This is a genomic window from Psychrobacter maritimus (genome assembly GCF_029953575.1).
GTDB lineage: Bacteria > Pseudomonadota > Gammaproteobacteria > Pseudomonadales > Moraxellaceae > Psychrobacter > Psychrobacter maritimus.
In genome coordinates this window covers 1,342,596-1,359,107 of record NZ_CP124526.1, presented here as the reverse complement: position 1 = coordinate 1,359,107, position 16,512 = coordinate 1,342,596, and the positions used below count along the sequence as shown (strand labels likewise).

The 16,512-nt window shown below is 43.9% G+C and carries 14 protein-coding genes; 12 read left to right on the top strand and 2 right to left on the bottom strand.

All coding sequences use genetic code 11. The features are described from left to right. The first annotated feature begins 313 nt into the window (after nt 1-313). The 5 genes from QJS82_RS05630 to QJS82_RS05610 all read left to right on the top strand — a co-directional run bounded on the left by QJS82_RS05630 (nt 314) and on the right by QJS82_RS05610 (nt 5,771). Complete coding sequence (locus QJS82_RS05630) at nt 314-1,489, top strand: sulfate ABC transporter substrate-binding protein (RefSeq protein WP_281491522.1); 1,176 nt, start codon at nt 314-316, stop codon at nt 1,487-1,489. Nucleotides 1,490-1,793: 304 nt separating this feature from the next. Further along, nucleotides 1,794-2,897 carry a sulfate ABC transporter substrate-binding protein gene (locus tag QJS82_RS05625; RefSeq protein ID WP_281491521.1) on the top strand — a complete coding sequence of 368 codons (1,104 nt, stop codon included), beginning with the start codon at nt 1,794-1,796 and terminating at the stop codon, nt 2,895-2,897. A gap of 226 nt (nt 2,898-3,123) precedes the next feature. Then, nucleotides 3,124-4,008: a sulfate ABC transporter permease subunit CysT gene (cysT, locus tag QJS82_RS05620; RefSeq protein ID WP_183618248.1), complete on the top strand. Its 885-nt coding sequence runs from the start codon at nt 3,124-3,126 to the stop codon at nt 4,006-4,008. Then, nucleotides 4,008-4,967 (top strand): sulfate ABC transporter permease subunit CysW, encoded by a 960-nt coding sequence (gene cysW, locus QJS82_RS05615; RefSeq protein WP_201625429.1) that lies wholly within the window; start codon nt 4,008-4,010, stop codon nt 4,965-4,967. Before cysT ends, cysW begins: the two co-directional genes overlap by 1 nt. 81 nt (nt 4,968-5,048) lie before the next feature. After that, nucleotides 5,049-5,771 (top strand): sulfate/molybdate ABC transporter ATP-binding protein, encoded by a 723-nt coding sequence (locus tag QJS82_RS05610; RefSeq protein WP_183618246.1) that lies wholly within the window; start codon nt 5,049-5,051, stop codon nt 5,769-5,771. 273 nt (nt 5,772-6,044) lie between these two features. On the opposite strand, the gene QJS82_RS05605 is transcribed toward QJS82_RS05610, so the two are convergent. After that, nucleotides 6,045-6,368, bottom strand: a complete 324-nt coding sequence (locus tag QJS82_RS05605; RefSeq protein ID WP_201565897.1) for an ArsR/SmtB family transcription factor — start codon at nt 6,366-6,368, stop codon at nt 6,045-6,047. Nucleotides 6,369-6,654: 286 nt separating this feature from the next. On the opposite strand from QJS82_RS05605, the gene QJS82_RS05600 reads away from it, so the two are divergent. The 3 genes from QJS82_RS05600 to bfr (QJS82_RS05590) all read left to right on the top strand — a co-directional run bounded on the left by QJS82_RS05600 (nt 6,655) and on the right by bfr (QJS82_RS05590) (nt 8,284). Further along, on the top strand, nt 6,655-6,846 hold the full coding sequence (locus QJS82_RS05600; RefSeq protein ID WP_149489495.1) for a (2Fe-2S)-binding protein: 192 nt from the start codon (nt 6,655-6,657) through the stop codon (nt 6,844-6,846). A gap of 389 nt (nt 6,847-7,235) precedes the next feature. Beyond that, nucleotides 7,236-7,724, top strand: coding sequence for a bacterioferritin (gene bfr, locus QJS82_RS05595; RefSeq protein ID WP_281491520.1), 489 nt, complete (start codon nt 7,236-7,238; stop codon nt 7,722-7,724). 77 nt (nt 7,725-7,801) lie between these two features. Then, nucleotides 7,802-8,284 carry a bacterioferritin gene (gene bfr, locus QJS82_RS05590; protein ID WP_281491519.1) on the top strand — a complete coding sequence of 161 codons (483 nt, stop codon included), beginning with the start codon at nt 7,802-7,804 and terminating at the stop codon, nt 8,282-8,284. 148 nt (nt 8,285-8,432) lie between these two features. Here the strand turns inward: bfr (QJS82_RS05590) and QJS82_RS05585 are convergent, their stop codons facing one another. Further along, on the bottom strand, nt 8,433-9,809 hold the full coding sequence (locus QJS82_RS05585; protein ID WP_201628377.1) for a DHA2 family efflux MFS transporter permease subunit: 1,377 nt from the start codon (nt 9,807-9,809) through the stop codon (nt 8,433-8,435). A gap of 427 nt (nt 9,810-10,236) precedes the next feature. Between QJS82_RS05585 and yghU the strand changes: the two genes are divergently transcribed. The 4 genes from yghU to QJS82_RS05565 all read left to right on the top strand — a co-directional run bounded on the left by yghU (nt 10,237) and on the right by QJS82_RS05565 (nt 16,511). Continuing rightward, on the top strand, nt 10,237-11,118 hold the full coding sequence (yghU, locus tag QJS82_RS05580; RefSeq protein WP_281491518.1) for a glutathione-dependent disulfide-bond oxidoreductase: 882 nt from the start codon (nt 10,237-10,239) through the stop codon (nt 11,116-11,118). A gap of 329 nt (nt 11,119-11,447) precedes the next feature. Next, nucleotides 11,448-12,743 carry a DUF1176 domain-containing protein gene (locus QJS82_RS05575; RefSeq protein ID WP_281491517.1) on the top strand — a complete coding sequence of 432 codons (1,296 nt, stop codon included), beginning with the start codon at nt 11,448-11,450 and terminating at the stop codon, nt 12,741-12,743. A gap of 597 nt (nt 12,744-13,340) precedes the next feature. After that, nucleotides 13,341-15,017: a DEAD/DEAH box helicase CsdA gene (gene csdA / locus QJS82_RS05570; protein ID WP_201618438.1), complete on the top strand. Its 1,677-nt coding sequence runs from the start codon at nt 13,341-13,343 to the stop codon at nt 15,015-15,017. A gap of 249 nt (nt 15,018-15,266) precedes the next feature. Beyond that, complete coding sequence (locus QJS82_RS05565; protein WP_281491516.1) at nt 15,267-16,511, top strand: DUF819 family protein; 1,245 nt, start codon at nt 15,267-15,269, stop codon at nt 16,509-16,511. The last annotated feature ends 1 nt before the right edge of the window (nt 16,512 follow it).

Genomic DNA, 16,512 nt, shown 5'->3' with positions numbered 1-16,512 from the left:
GAGCTGCCTATTATGAGTGCAGCGCCTGATATACAAGAAGCTAAGGGATAATATCGACTCTATAGAGGCTCGTCTAGAGCCTAAGCAATACCGTAACTTACTCAAAAGTGTCTGCTTATCACAAAACTACAAAAATACCGAGAAAAAACAAGCACTTTAGAATAACTAATAAAATTACTTATGCCAAGTTAATAACTCGATAAGCGTATTTGTCACTAAGCAATTGTCTCACAGGCTGTTAGCATATTGCTCATTATCCATAGAACCGAATTTCGAAACGCAAGGTTTTTATCCCTATTATTAGAGAGCAAATATGCAGCCAAATAAAAAGAGCGGTCAAAAGATACCTCCTAAGCACATTAATGCGCGTGCTACTTTCGCCATTCAACCTAAAAGCATCGGCACAGTGCTCACCAATCGCTTTAGCTTTACTATCAACTTTGCCAGCAGTTTTGGCCTTGGTAGTGTGCTCGCAGCGGCGGTACTGATCACAGGCTGCAACCCTACCGAAGCCAACCAAAATGACGCCGCCAATAAGGCAAAAAATATTGATTTATTAAATGTATCTTATGATGTGTCACGCGACTTTTATAAAGACTACAACCCGTTGTTTAATGCAAATTATCAGCAAAAACACCCAAGTATCAAGGTTAATATCAACCAATCGCACGGCGGCTCGAGCAAACAAGCGCTGGCGGTTGCCAATGGCTTGCAGGCAGACGTCGTTACTCTAAACCAAGAAAGCGATATGAATTTGCTGGTTGAAAAAGGCTTGGTGGCTAGCGATTGGCAGCAGGCATTGCCAAACAATGCCGTGCCTTATAGCAGTACTATGGTACTGCTAGTTCGTGCGGGCAACCCAAAAGGCATCAAAGACTGGTCAGACTTAGCCCGTAACGATATTGCCGTAGTATTGCCAAATCCAAAGACCAGTGGCACGGCGCGTTATGCCTTTTTGGGCGCTTATGGCTACGGCTTACATCATTTTAAAGAAAAGGTGCAAAGCCCCGCCAAAACCGATGCTTTTATCAAAAAACTACTGGCAAACGTCGTCACCTATGACAATGGCGCGCGCGCTGCCACCACGACCTTTACCCAGCGCGGTCTTGGTGATGTTTTAATCACCACTGAAAACGAAGCGCATCTGGCTGCTAAGCAGTTTGCCAAAGGTCAGGTCGATATCGTTTATCCAAGTTACTCTATTGTGATTGCCAACCCTGTTGCTGTGGTGAAAACCGTAACCGATAAAAAAGGCACCACCGCCGCGGCAACTGCTTATCTAAAAACACTGTGGGATAAACCGGCGCAAGAGCTGATGGCAAAGATGTATTTGCGTCCGAGCAACAAAGAGGTGCTCGCAGCCCATACAGGCACTTTAAAGGATATTCAAACCTTTGAGCCGGTTGCCGTGTTTGGGGATTGGGACAGTATCATGGAGACTTTCTTTGTCGATGGTGGGCGTTTTGATCAGCTAGCGCGGGTAAAGTAACGGACAGCGCCTAAGCCATTCATTAGCTGCTTTAACCCTTTTAACGCTTTATAAAGCCGTTTATAAGTGGTTAAAGCGCTAAATGACCATAAATAATAATGAATAAATATCTTGGCACCAAAGTGTCAATTTATAAAATATTTAAAGTTATCTATTGCTTATCGTATTTAAGTTATTGATAACCTTATCTTTATAAATACTATATTCCGTTTTGGCAATAACATACGCATATTCATCATTAAACATAATAAGCTGGCGCTGTTAGCATACTTGCATTCACTAACCAATCCCTTTTGAGGCAGCCATGACATCATATACCACAGGTTATAAATATAAAAACAAAACGCTTAGCGTACTAAGTATCGCCGGTGTGGCGCTTACGTTGGGTATCGCAGGCTGTAGTAATAGCGATAAAGCTGAACCAGCAACCAACGCAGAAGGCACGCCAGCCACTACCGAAGGTCAAGATATTGAGCTATTAAACGTCTCTTACGATGTGGCGCGCGACTTTTATAAAGATTACAACCCATTATTCGTTGAGCACTATAAAGCGGAAAATCCAAACAGCAATATCTTAATCAAGCAATCACACGGCGGCTCAAGTAAGCAAGCATTATCGGTTGCTAACGGTTTGCAAGCCGATGTGGCGACCATGAACCAAGGCTCTGATATCGAGCTACTTGAGAAAAAAGGCTTGGTTGAGGCTGATTGGGAAAGTAAATTCCCAGACAACGCCGTACCTTTTACCAGTACCATCGTCTTCTTAGTACGTAAAGACAATCCAAAAGGTATCAACGACTGGCAAGACTTGACCAAAGAAGGCGTTGAGATTGTTATGGCCAACCCAAAAGTCACGGGTAATGGTCGCTATGCTTTCTTAGGTGCTTATGGTTATGGTTTGCATGCCTTTAATAAAGATGAGACACAAGCCAAAAACTACGTCAAAGACATGCTTAAAAACGTCAAAGTCTATGAGAATGGCGGACGTGCAGCGACGACGACTTTCGTTCAACGCGGTATCGGTGATGTCTTGGTGACCTTTGAAAACGAAGCCAATTTAGCAGCGACCGATTTTGGTTTGGGTAAAGTGGATATCGTTTATCCTAAATACTCTATCAAGTCTGAAAGCCCAGTCGCTGTCGTGAAGACCGTTACCGATAAAAAAGGTACGACTGATGCGGCAAAAGCTTATCTTGATTACTTATGGAGCGAGCCTGCTCAGCAATTGGCAGCCAATTTATACCTGCGCCCAAGTGTGAAGAGTGTGCTTGATAAGAACAGCGATAAATTGCCACCTATCGATACTTTCCGTCCAAATGATGCCTTTGGCACATGGGATGAAATCATGAGCACTTACTTTAGCGATGGCGGCGTGTTCGATCAGTTAGCCATTAATGCACCAAAGTAAGCCGCTAGTACGCTGACTGCGTAGCCCATTTATAAAGTTTTTATGAGCTTGATATTAAATAGCGTTTAAGCAGTCAGCTTTAGAGTAACGTCCGAGCACATAAAGGACATGGCTACCCACGCTGTGTCCTTTATCGCTTAAGCAGACCAATAATAAATACATCTGATATCACGTGGTGCTTACGAGCAGCAAATAAGCGCCAGCAGTTAGGCAATAGGACATCACTATGAGTGCAACAACTTCTCCTGCCAGCAAACCTGTCAATAAAAAAGGTTGGCTGACACGCTTGCGCCAGCGCAATGTGCTACCAGGGTTTGGGCTAAGCATGGGCATCACTGTCTTTAGCTTATCATTACTGGTGGTGCTGCCGTTTGCCATGATGGCCTATACCACGACACAAATGGGCTGGACAGGCTTTTGGGAAACTATTACTCAGCCGCAAGTCACCGCTGCTATCAAACTCAGCTTATGGATGTCGTTTTTGGCGATGCTCACCAATATGGTGTTTGGTACGCTGGTTGCTTGGGTGCTGGTGCGCTACGAGTTTTGGGGTAAATCACTGATTAATGCGTTGGTTGATTTGCCATTTGCACTACCGACAGCCGTTACGGGTATCTCGCTTGCCACCCTTTATGCGCCTAATGGCTTAATCGGGCAGTGGTTCGCTAAGTTTGATATTCAAGTGGCTTTTACGCCATTAGGTATTTGGCTCGCTTTAGTGGTGGTCAGCTTTCCCTTTATCGTCCGTGCTGTGCAGCCGGTGCTTGCCGAGTTATCGGTTGAATTTGAAGAAGCAGCGGCGGTACTGGGCGCCAATCGCTTTACGACCTTTCGTAAGGTGATTTTACCTGAGCTATTGCCGGCTTTACTGATGGGCGCTGGCATGATGTTTGCCCGTGCCACTGGTGAGTATGGCTCGGTGATTTTTATCGCCGGTAATATTCCGATGCAGTCTGAGATTTTGCCACTAATCATTATCAGTAAGCTTGAGCAGTTTGATGTGCAAGGCGCCTCAGCCGTCGCACTCTTTATGCTACTGATCTCATTTGTGATTTTATTGACCATTAATATCGTACAGTGGAAGCTGTCGCGCCGCGTAGGAGCCCGCTAATGCAAATCTCTAATAGCTACGACTACCAAAGCAACCCAGCGACTAAAGATACGCCATGGATACGCCGTACCTTTATCACCATCGCGGTGTTATTTATGGTCATCATGTTGGTCGTGCCACTGTTCGCGGTCTTTTATGAAGCCTTTAAAAATGGTTGGCAGTTGTATATTGCCTCATTGGTCGACCCTGAAGCCTTACAAGCGATTAAATTAACCTTAATTACCGCGGCGATTGTGTTGCCGATTAATATGGTGATGGGTATTGCAATTGCGTGGCTCGTGACCCGTTATCAATTTAAAGGTAAGCAACTGGTGACGACATTGCTTGATTTACCGTTTTCGGTGTCGCCGGTGGTTGCAGGTTTGATGTTTGTGCTGTTGTTCGGGCTTAACTCTACCATTGGTGGCTGGCTTGAAAGCATGGGCTTTCAGGTAATTTATGCCGTACCAGGGATTATTTTAGCGACGTTATTTGTCACCTTTCCGTTTGTCGCCCGTGAGCTAATTCCTCTGATGCAGACGCAAGGTGATAGTGAAGAGCAAGCAGCATTGACGCTAGGTGCGACAGGTTGGCAGACCTTTTGGCATGTGACGCTACCGAATATCAAATGGGCGCTGCTGTATGGGTTGATTTTGACCAATGCACGGGCAATGGGCGAGTTTGGCGCAGTCAGCGTGGTCTCCGGTCATATTCGCGGTGAAACCAATACCATGCCGCTATTGGTTGAGATTGCTTATAACGATTATAACTTTACCGCCGCTTTTGCCTTATCAAGCTTACTTGCTGCCTTGGCACTGGTAACGCTGCTAATACAACAAGTAATGACTAAGCTGCAAGAGCGCAAATTTGCCAAGTCTGAGCGCTTAGCAACTGTGCCTGAGTTGCCAGTTAGTGCCAATGCTAGCAATGCATCAAACCCTAAAGATGCAACCCTGGCAGAAAGCAGCGGTCGTCTATAAGCGCTATGCTATAAAGCAGTCGTTAACAAGCCATCTGTCACATGAAGACGTTAAACCAAAAATATAATAAGAGAACCCATTATGAGCATCGAGATTCGCAACGTTAATAAAAAATTCGGTAATTTTACTGCCTTAGATGATATCAATATTACTGTACCGACGGGGAAGTTGACCACTTTACTTGGTCCTTCAGGCTGCGGTAAAACCACCTTGCTGCGTATCATTGCTGGTCTAGAATATGCAGACTCAGGGCAGATATTATTTGATGAGTTAGATGTCACCAATACACCGGTACAAAAGCGCCATATTGGCTTTATGTTTCAGCACTATGCGTTGTTTCGCCACAAAAACATCGCCGATAATGTCGGTTTTGGCTTAACCTTATTACCAAAAAACGAGCGCCCAAGTAAAGCGGATATCAATAAACGCGTTGCTGAATTGCTAGACTTAGTACAGCTGCCGCAAGTTGCCAATGCTTATCCGCATCAGTTATCAGGCGGTCAGCGTCAACGTATTGCGCTGGCACGAGCGCTTGCTGTTAAGCCAAAATTACTGCTGTTAGATGAGCCGTTTGGGGCGCTAGATGCCAAGGTACGTAAAGAGCTGCGTACTTGGCTAAAGAATATCCACCACGAGCTCGGTATTACCAGCATCATGGTGACGCATGACCAAGAAGAGGCGCGGGCGGTATCTGATGAGATTGTGGTGATGAACCATGGTCGCGTCGAGCAAGTAGGGACGTCTGAGGAGCTGATTCACCAGCCAGCCAACGCCTTTGTGAGTGATTTTTTAGACTTAGTATAATTTAGATCTAAAGGCGTATTTATCTTAGAGGCGTATTTTAAGACAAAGTTTGAAAACAAAAAAAAGACCTATAAATTATAGGTCTTTTTTTATGCGCTGAAGTATTAATTATAGTGGCTTCATTCTAAAACAGATACAGTGTGACGGGGATGAATTTTTCGTAGCCTCTGTGATAGCAATAAGCAAGGAAAGTTTAGACCAGTCGCACACAACTATTAACATCGATTTTATTTTGAACTAACTATATCAATACCTCTTGCTCTTAGTATCAAGCTAAGCAGGCTTCGGCATATTGATGTCTTTGGTCGATATCTGCTTATAGGTGATTTCCAAAATCTCTTGGCACCATTCTGGCAGATTATCAGACACTTCATACCACATCCATGTCCCATCACGAACACAGCTCAAAATACCCAGCTTTTTCAAATGATTCAAGTGACGCGAAATGGTCGGCTGTGGTTGGTCAAGTATTTCTACCAATTCACCCACACAGCGCGATTCTTTGTTAAATAAGATTTGGAAGATTTTTAAGCGCGTTGGGTCAGACAATACTTTAAATAACTCAAGCGGTTGTATCGTAGAATTATTATTAGACATAGAACAATTCCAATATGGATTTAGTTAATAGGGGGTCAATATAACAGCAGTCATCTGTAAAATCGATTAAAAAATGAGCAAATTTACAGTTCGTCGCCATTTTACTACCTTTGGTACGTTATAGTTACACCCAAGGTTATATGCAGTTACATGGATTAAGTAAGGGTAAGATAACCCTGTAGTAATAACGATGTGACTGAACAATACCTCAAATACTATTGTAAATGGTAATAATTATCGTTATTATAACGAATAACAAGATTGACATTTATGTAGGAGCCAGCACATGTACGTATGTATCTGTAACGACGTCAAAGAAAAACAAATTAAAGCCGCTATTGCCTCAGGCATTGATACGTTAGACGGTTTAAAAGATACCCTTGATGTAGCGACTTGCTGTGGCTGCTGCGAACCTATGGTCAATGACTACCTTGATGAACATCACGCCAAACTTGATGCGTTGGCTTATGCCGTTTAAGCACTCCTTGTAGACTTTGCTATTGATGACCTGCTATCAATAAAAAGCGTAGCAGGGCAGTACTCAATGACAGCTACTATCTGCACTTATTTATCTTAAATTCTCTAACATCCCTTGTTAACCTTATTAAATAATTGCATGAAAAAACTCGTTAAAACTCTCAAACCCTAAGGCTCGTTATACGAATTAATTACGATTCTCAATTAGCATCTTATTCTTAGTTCATATCGTTACAAGCGCCGTTATTCCCGTATGCTACTATATCTGACTAATCTTGTAAGACATTTCGTTGGTTTTAATCTTTACTGATTAGTTTACTAATAGTACTTTCTATATATGTGTTATTGTGAATGTAGACGCAGATAAATAAAAATACAGGAGTATAGGTGATGATAGGCAGCCCAAAGGTCATTGATTATTTAAATTTTTTATTAGGTGGTGAGCTTGCAGCTCGTGACCAATATTTCATTCACTCTGAGATGTACGCAGAATGGCATTACGGCAAACTGTATGACCGTATCAGCCATGAGATGCACGATGAAACACTGCACGCCCGAGCGATTATCCGCCGTATTTTGATGTTGAGCGGTACGCCTAAGATGGGCGTCAATGAGATTAATATTGGGACGACGGTTCCTGAGATGTTGCAGCTTGATCTCGATTTAGAGTATCAGGTACAGCAGCACCTTAAAGACGGCATCGCGCTTTGTGAAGCAGAGCATGATTATGTCACCCGTGAGATGCTCGTTGAGCAGCTTAAAGACACCGAAGAAGATCATGCTCATTGGCTCGAGCAGCAGTTGCGCCTGATTGATATGATTGGTCTACCTAATTATTTGCAAAGCCAGATGACGGAAGTGTCTCCTGATATTGTTTAGTATTTTATTTACTAAGCGCCTTTAACACTTGTTAAAACTATCAGTAATAAAATGATAATGAATATAGGGAGAGAAAAATGAAAGGGGATAAAGAGATAACCCGTGCGCTGAATAAAGTGCTCGGTCAGTCATTGATAGCCATCAATCAGTACTTTTTGCATGCACGTATCGCACGCCATTGGGGCTTAGAGTCGTTAAATGACTCACTATATAAGCAGTCGATTGCTGAGATGAAATGGTCAGATGAGCTGATTGCGCGTATTTTGCTAGTAGGCGGTCTGCCAAATTTGCAAGAATTGGGTAAAGTCTTGGTTGGGGAAGATGTACCAGAGATTATCGACTGCAACCTACGTTTAGAGAAGCAGAAATTCGATATTATCACCGATGCAATCACCTTATGTGAGAGCAAGCGTGACTATGTCTCACGCCAGCTACTCGTCAGCTTAAAAGACGGTAACGAAGAGTATCAAGACTGGTTAGAGACGCAACAGGACTTGATTAAAGATATTGGCGTTGAAAACTATATCCAATCGCAAATGGATGACGATAAAGCGCCTTAAAATTATAAAAAGGGCTGATACCTGCCAGCGCATACTAAAAAGTCAATTTAAGACTTCTGTTAGTATACGCTGGCATTTTTATGTCTGACGTTTCTGTATTCAAAGTAGATAAATACCATTCGTTTTTTGATGGTTTCAATAAAAATGCTTAATACAAGCCGCGACCATCTTGAGGTTTAAGGCGTAAAAAGTATAATCCCGAGAGAATGGTGATGATACCGAGTATCCAATAGGTGGTTTGAAATGCCACCAAGGTATCAAGCTCGAAGCGCTCACGTAGCAGATTCAATAACGCCGCACCAAAGGCAATACCAAAACTAATCGCCAATTGCTGATTGACGGCCATTAAGCTATTACCACTACTGGTCTGCGTGCCTTCTAAATCACCGATGGTAATGGTATTCATGGCACTAAACTGCATTGAGTTACAAGCACCCATGACAGTCAAGATAGGAATAAACCAAATCCAATTTGCGGCATCGTTAAACTGTGCCAAGACAATGATAAGCACACCGATTAAAAAGGTATTAGCCACCAACACCTTACGGTAGGTAAAGCGCTGAATGATTTTACTGACCCAAGGTTTGATACCGATTGCACCAACTGCAATGGGCGCAAGCAGCCAACCGGCTTGCGATGGCGAGTATTCGAACACCACTTGTAGCAATAGTGGCAATAAAAAAGGTACAGCGCTGATACCTAAGCGCGTGAATAAGTTACCAGTAATACCGATGCGAAAGGTACGAATATTAAACAAGCTTAGGGGAAATAGTGGTGCTGCGCGGCGTTTAGCATGCCACACATAAGCGCCTATCAATAGACTTGCGCCTAATCCAAGCAGCAGACCGTAAAGCCCTCGACCTGTCTGTGAGCCAAATTCTACCGCAAGGGTAAAACCACAAGCGGCTGCGGCAAACAAAGCAAAACCTGTCCAATCTAAACGTTTGGTATCCTCAAATAACGCCGGTACCAGTTTTTTACCCATGATAAAACCAAAAACGCCCATCGGGATATTGATTAAAAATATCCAATGCCAACTGGTATATTGCACGATATAACCGCCCAGTACCGGTCCGACTAACGGCGCAATTAACGCCGGTATCACTGCAAAGTTCATCACGGTTAAGAGCTTATTGCGTGGATAGGACTTGACCAATATCAAGCGCGCCACAGGGGTCATCATCGCGCCGCCGATACCTTGTACGATGCGTGAACCAATTAAGAAATCTAATGTCGGCGAGGCAGCGCACAATAGCGAGCCAATACAAAAGATGATAATGGCGTATAAAAACACCCGCCGTGTGCCATATTTATCGGCTAAAAATCCGCTAATAGGAATAAAAATCGCAAGGGTTAGCGCGTAGCTGATGACCGCCCATTGCATTTTTAACGGTGATTCCCCAAGCGCTTGCGCCATCTGTGGCAAGGAGGTATTTAAGATGGTGGCATCTAAAATTTGCATAAATAACGCTACCGCTAGTACATAGGGCAGGTATTTATCTTGGGTTGGGGTTAGGGTTACCATATTGACATCACCATATCTTACGACCATTGTTGCTAAGCGCAGTTTTTAAAAGAGGGGTTTAAGAGTGTATTAAAAGTGCCGATTAGAGCGTCTTTTAACTATTTTCAATTATGTTTATAAAAAGCTATGTCTTTAGAAAAGTATGTCTCTAGAAAAGTATGTTTCTGAAAAACCAAGTCTCTAAAAAGCCGCTAAGGTGTGGGTAGTATAAAAACAACTACCTTTGAGTTAAAGAGTAGCAAAGTAACGGTATACACCCAGTTATTAGAAATTTACCCTTAAACGCTTTGGCATTCCTTTTAATGACTCTTAAAAATTAGGTTACAAGACAGGGCTTTAATCAAAGCATCAATCCTCGCTATAGTAGATAGCGGTAAAGAGCAATCAAACAACCCATAATAAAGCAATAAAAAAAGTAGGTAATCTTATGAGTAATGATAATAATCAAGCAAGTAATGATAAAAACAACAACATTCAAAACAACAATGCTAGCGGATATACTCCGCCTAAAGTTTGGAAAAATGACAGCGAAAATGGCGGTAAGTTCGCCAGTATCAATCGACCAACGGCTGGCGCGCGCCATGAGCAAAAACTGCCCATCGGCGATGCGCCTTTACAGCTGTATTCATTGAATACGCCCAATGGCGTGAAAGTAAATATCCTGTTAGAAGAGCTTGCTGAGCTGAATATTAAGGGTGCTGAGTACGACGCCTATCAAATTGACATCTCTGAAGGTGACCAGTTTGGCTCAGGATTTGTCGCTATCAACCCCAACTCAAAAATTCCTGCGCTGGTAGATTATTCTGCTACTGTAGATAACTCAGAGGCGAGCGAGCCTATTGCGCTTTTTGAGTCGGGTGCTATCTTATTATATTTAGCGGAAAAGTTTGGCAAGTTTATCCCGATGCAGCAGGGTAAAGCACGGGCAGATTGTCTGTCTTGGCTGATGTGGCAGATGGGTAGCGCGCCGTTCTTAGGTGGCGGCTTCGGGCATTTTTATGCCTATGCACCTGAACCGCTAGAGTATCCTATCAATCGCTATACGATGGAGACCAAACGCCAGCTTGATGTCTTGGATACGCATCTTAAAGACCACGAGTATATGTGTGGCAACGCTGAGTCTGACTATAATATTGCCGATATGATTATCTGGGCATGGTATGGTCAACTGGTACTTGGTAAGCTTTATGATGCCGCCGAGTTCTTACAAGTAGACGAGTATAAGCACCTAAAGCGTTGGGCACAAAAAATTGCCGAGCGTCCAGCGGTTAAACGCGCAGTAGATTTAGTGCTTAAGCCTATTGTTTAAGCGCATTACTGAGTCTGATTACTGAATCTCATTACTTAAGCATGTATTTTAAGCTGTCTATCTCAACGATTATTGACGATAACCCGCTCATCATATAGCTCAATAAAAAAGGTTAATAGGCAATTTGCTTATTAACCTTTTGCTTGCTATATTCCGTATAATATATTCTTTATTACAAATATACTTATCTATATATTGAATCAGCACTATGCTTCCGTCTTTACATAATGGTACATTAGTATAACAGATAGAAACATTGGTACGTTAAAATAGCAGCCACCGTCTTAATGGGCAGGTGTTGATATTTATTCTATTAATGAGTAATGATTATGAAGGATAATAATAAGACGACGCGTGCATCATCACCTTTAACGCGTGAGATGACAGTTGATTCTGGCCATGCTAACTATGGTAGTGGTAGTAAAAATAGTAGCAGCAGCAATAGCAATGCCAATCAACAGCGCCATAAAAAATCCAACCTCTTAACAGATAGCACTCATCGCACAATAAATCCTATAAAAACAAAAAAGATACCCTTATTGATGACAAAGAAAATTTTATTACCCTTATTTGCAGCCATTGGCACGGCTTTATTTAGTTCAGCGGCGCAGGCTGGCGCGGCTGTTGATTTTAGCAACCAAGATTGGCAAGTGGCTTGCGATAATACCCGCACTTGCCGGCTGGCAGGTTACCAAGCAGAGAACAATAGCGATTTACCGGTGTCGTTATTATTGGTGCGCCGCGCAGGTGCCAATGCCACCGTCGATGGCAAGGTCAAACTTGGCGGCGCAAAAGAAAGCTCAGCAAAGGCCTTGATGCAGCTTGGCAACCGCCATCGTATATCCTTGTTTATTAATGATAGAGATTACGGAGAAACCAAGCCTTACTCGGTGGCGGCAGGTCATGCAGAGCTGACCTCAGCGCAAGTCAACGCGCTACTTGATGCCTTGACTAAGTCAAGCAAGATTGAGCTGGTGATTCGCAATACGCGCTGGCAGCTATCGGATAAAGGTGCCAGTGCTGTTATGCTCAAAGCCGATGAAGCACAGGGCCGAGTAGGGACACCTAGTGCCTTTATCAGTACCGATAGCGCAAGCAAATCCAATAGCAGTGTCTTGGCGCCTAAAGCAGCACCCGCGCTACGCTTGGTCACGCCAAACCCTAAAGCCATCTCTAGCAGTAAGAGAAAGTTTGTCATGCGCTCATCGCAGTTAGTAGAGCTGATGAAAACCACCATGAAGGATGCAGATACAGATTGCCCAAACTTAGCAGATAAGTCACCTTGGCGGGTCAGCCGTCTAAATAGCAAGCAGCTGCTCGTACAGCATGATTGCTGGATGGGTGCTTATAACACTGGCATGGGCGCTTGGGTGCTCAATGACACTAAGCCTTATCAACCAACCTTGGTGACGACCAGTGCAACCGATTATAGCAATGGCAAATTAACCTCGGTGCAAAAAGGCCGCGGGATTGGTGACTGCTTATCTAAAACCGACTGGGTATGGACGGGCAAAGCTTTTGAGAAGAGCCATGAAAGCACCACAGGCATGTGTCGCTTGATAGAGGTAGGCGGTGCTTGGCAATTACCAACCTATGTGACGGAAGTAAAAGTGTCACGCACATAATTAAATTTGCTGAAAACAGCAACTTGCTTAAAGGCTTGGTTTAACATCAGTTTTTAAGCATATATTTGCAGTTCTAGCCCTTATTTTGCTAATAAACAGAAAAAGAGCTACTACTTGCATTTTTGTTATGCTATACTGCGTCGCCACGTTAGCTTAGACTATCGTGAATTATGAGATTGATAACATCGCCTGCGATTTTGGGTCTAGGATGACCATAAGTAATTGTTGCCGATGATTTTGTGTACTTAAATAACCCTTCATATACATATTGAAAAACACGTTATTTTTGACTCATATCTTATCTACGAACCCATATATGGGCTAGATTGGTTGTTACCAGCCTTTATCTGCTTTGGACAAAGCATGGATAATGCGCTTTTAACGAACAAGGATGAGACACTCGGCACTACCACCAAAATACGTCAGACAGCACGAACGCCTTTATAATATTGACAAGCTTTATAAGCTTGGCTTTTGATTGTTAAGCCTTTTTTAAGGTGAGATAATTATTTTATAAATGCAGCGTGGTGAACGGTTATCAGTGGTATGCATCAAGCTTGCTGAATTTACAGCAGCTTATACTTACCAAGGATTACTATGACTGACATCTTATCTGCTATCGCCGCTGAAAACGGCATCATCGAAAGCACTGATACCCCAAACACAACTGCAAATACCGATACTAATAATCAAGCGGCTACTACTGACGCTGCTGAAGAAAACAAAATCACTTTTGCTGAACTTAATATTGCCAAGCCAATTTTGACCGCGCTTGATCGCAGTGGTTATACCCATCCAACACCTATTCAAGAACAAGCCATTCCTTTTGCTCTAGCGGGTCGCGACTTATTATTGTCAGCGCAAACCGGTAGTGGTAAAACAGCGGCATTTGTTATCCCAGTACTTGACCGTTTAAGCCGTGCCACTAGCTTTGACAAACTAACCAAAGCCCTTATCCTAACGCCAACGCGTGAACTTGCTCAGCAAGTACATGACAGTGTGCGTACATATTCTAAAGATATGCGCGGTTTGTTCTGTGTGCCATTAGTAGGCGGCGCACCTTACAATGGTCAGATTACTGCTTTGAAAAAAGGCGTTCAAGTGATTGTTGCGACTCCTGGTCGTTTACTTGACCATATCAATGCGGGCCGCGTTGACTTATCAAGCCTAGAAGTTTTGGTACTTGATGAAGCTGACCGTATGCTTGACATGGGTTTTGCTGATGATATCAACGATATCTTGAAAGCCGCTCCTGATAACCGTCAAACCATCATGTGTTCAGCAACTTGGGATGGTCCTGTTGGCAAGATTGCTGCCAGCTTCACCAAAAACCCTGAGCGCGTTTCAATCAAAGTTGAATCAGCACACATCGAAGAAAAAGTGTATTACTGTGACGATTTTGATCATAAAAACCGTTTGCTTGACAAAATTGTTTGCGATAAAGAGATGGAACAAGTCATCATCTTTGCTGCGACCAAACGTAGTACTGAAAAATTAGCCAAATCTCTACAAGAGCAAGGCCATAAAGCCAGCTTCTTACATGGTGACTTGCCACAAAGCAAGCGTAACCGTATCGTTCAAGACTTGCGTAATGGTAAATGTAAAATCTTAGTAGCGACTGACGTTGCTGCTCGTGGTCTTGACGTGCCAGCACTATCGCACGTCATTAACTATGACTTGCCACGTCAAACAGAAGACTACGTGCATCGTATCGGTCGTTGTGGCCGTGCCGGTCGTACGGGTATTGCCATCAGCCTATGTAGCATGGATGATCGTCCACAGCTAAACGCTATCAACCGTTATTTAGATCGCAAAATGGAAGTATCGGTCATCGAAGGCATGGAGCCTAAGAAGACTTATGTACCTAGCGAAAATAAAGGTAATGGTCGTGGCCGTGGTCGCGGACGCTCAAGTGGCGGCGGTAACGGTCAAGGTCGTGGTCGCGCGGGTGGTGGCTATCAAGGCAATCCTGCTAATGCTCGTGGTCGTTCAAGCGACAGCGCATCGACTGGTCAACGCGCTAGCAATGACAGCGGTTATCAAGGTAAGCCACGTGATTCATCTGGCAAACCAAATGAGCGTTCAGGTGGCAAGCCGTATCAAGGCAAGCGCACTGGTGCTCCTAGCCGTGGTGATAGCACTGGCGTTCCACGCGGTGAGCGTGCTGCAACGGGTCGTGGTCGTCCAAGTGGCAGCCAAGGTCGCCCAGCTGGTCGTGCTGACAGCCGTGGTCAAGGTCGCTCAAGCGGTGGCAACCGTAGTAACAACTCGTAATATTGTTATCGTGACTGGTCAATAATAGCATTTGATAAAATGCTATTGGTCTAGCCAGTTAACCTAACATAAAAAGCCAGATACTTGTTATCTGGCTTTTTTGTGCGTCATGGTTTTATAGTAAGGCGGCTCTATGTCAATGATAAAACATCGATAAAAAATCAACAATGCGAGATCGTTGCTTGCGCGTCTTTTTCGCCTTGTCTATACTGACAGGCTTTTATTCATCGTGTGCTGCGGAGCCATCTGATGCCCGACATCTCTTATTTAGCAATTGACAATCTGCCATTAGCATTTGGCATTATCATGGCCATTATTGGTCTGGTTTTTTATACCCAAGGGCTGCCCGGTAAATTTTGGCGACGTTTTTATGCGGTGTTACCGGGTATTGTGCTGTGCTGTTTTATCCCAGCAACGCTAAACAGTCTGGGTGTCTTCGCTGATGGCATCGGCTCACAGATTTATAGCTTTACCGCTACCTATCTGTTGCCAGCCAGTTTGCTGCTGATGACCTTGTCGATGGATGTCCCTAAAATTTTAGGCTTAGGCTGGAAAGCCATTGCGATGTTCTTCGCCGCTAGCATTGCCATCGTCATTAGCGGTCCCATAAGCTTAGGTATTGCTAAATGGATATCACCTGAGATGTTTACCGACGATACCCTGTGGCGCGGATTTTCAGCGGTCGCGGGCAGTTGGATTGGTGGGGCGGCAAACCAAGCGGCAATGAAAGAGCTGTTTGGCGTCAGTGATGATTTATTTGGTATGATGATTTTGGTTGATACCACCAATGCCTCACTATGGTTATTGGCTATTTTGGTCATGGCCAAGCATAGCGCTAAGATAGATAAGTTTTTACGGGCGGATAGCAGTAGTATTGATAAAGTGATTGCCGCGGTGGAAAGCTATGAGCGTGATAATGCGCGTCCAGCTACTTTAAATGATTTGATGGTGATGTTTGGCTTGTGTTTCGCCATGGTTGGGGTGGCGCATTTCGTAGGCGGGCAAATAGCAGGCTTCTTTGCCCCTTACAGTTGGGCGGTACAGTATAGCTTTGCCAGCTCATTCTTTTGGATGGTGGTGATTATCACCTTAATAGGGGTGATTTTCTCCTTTACCAAAATTCGCCGCCTTGATCATGTTGGCGCCTCCAAAATCGGTACGGTATTTATCTTTGTCTTAATTGCCGCTATCGGTATGCAAATCAACCTAGCTGGTATCGTCTCGCAGTGGCGCTTGCTACTCATTGGTCTACTATGGATGAGTATTCATGTGGTGATTATATTTATTGTCGCCAGAATGATCCGTGCGCCGTTTTTCTTTTTGGCGGTCGGCTCCAACGCCAATACTGGCGGCGCGTCATCGGCACCGATTGTCGCCACAGCATTTCACCCGTCACTAGCACCGGTTGGGGTGTTTTTGGGTATTTTAGGCTATGCCGTGGGTACCTTTGGCGGTTATATCAGTACGCAGATGATGCGGTTGGTGGTGGGGTAAA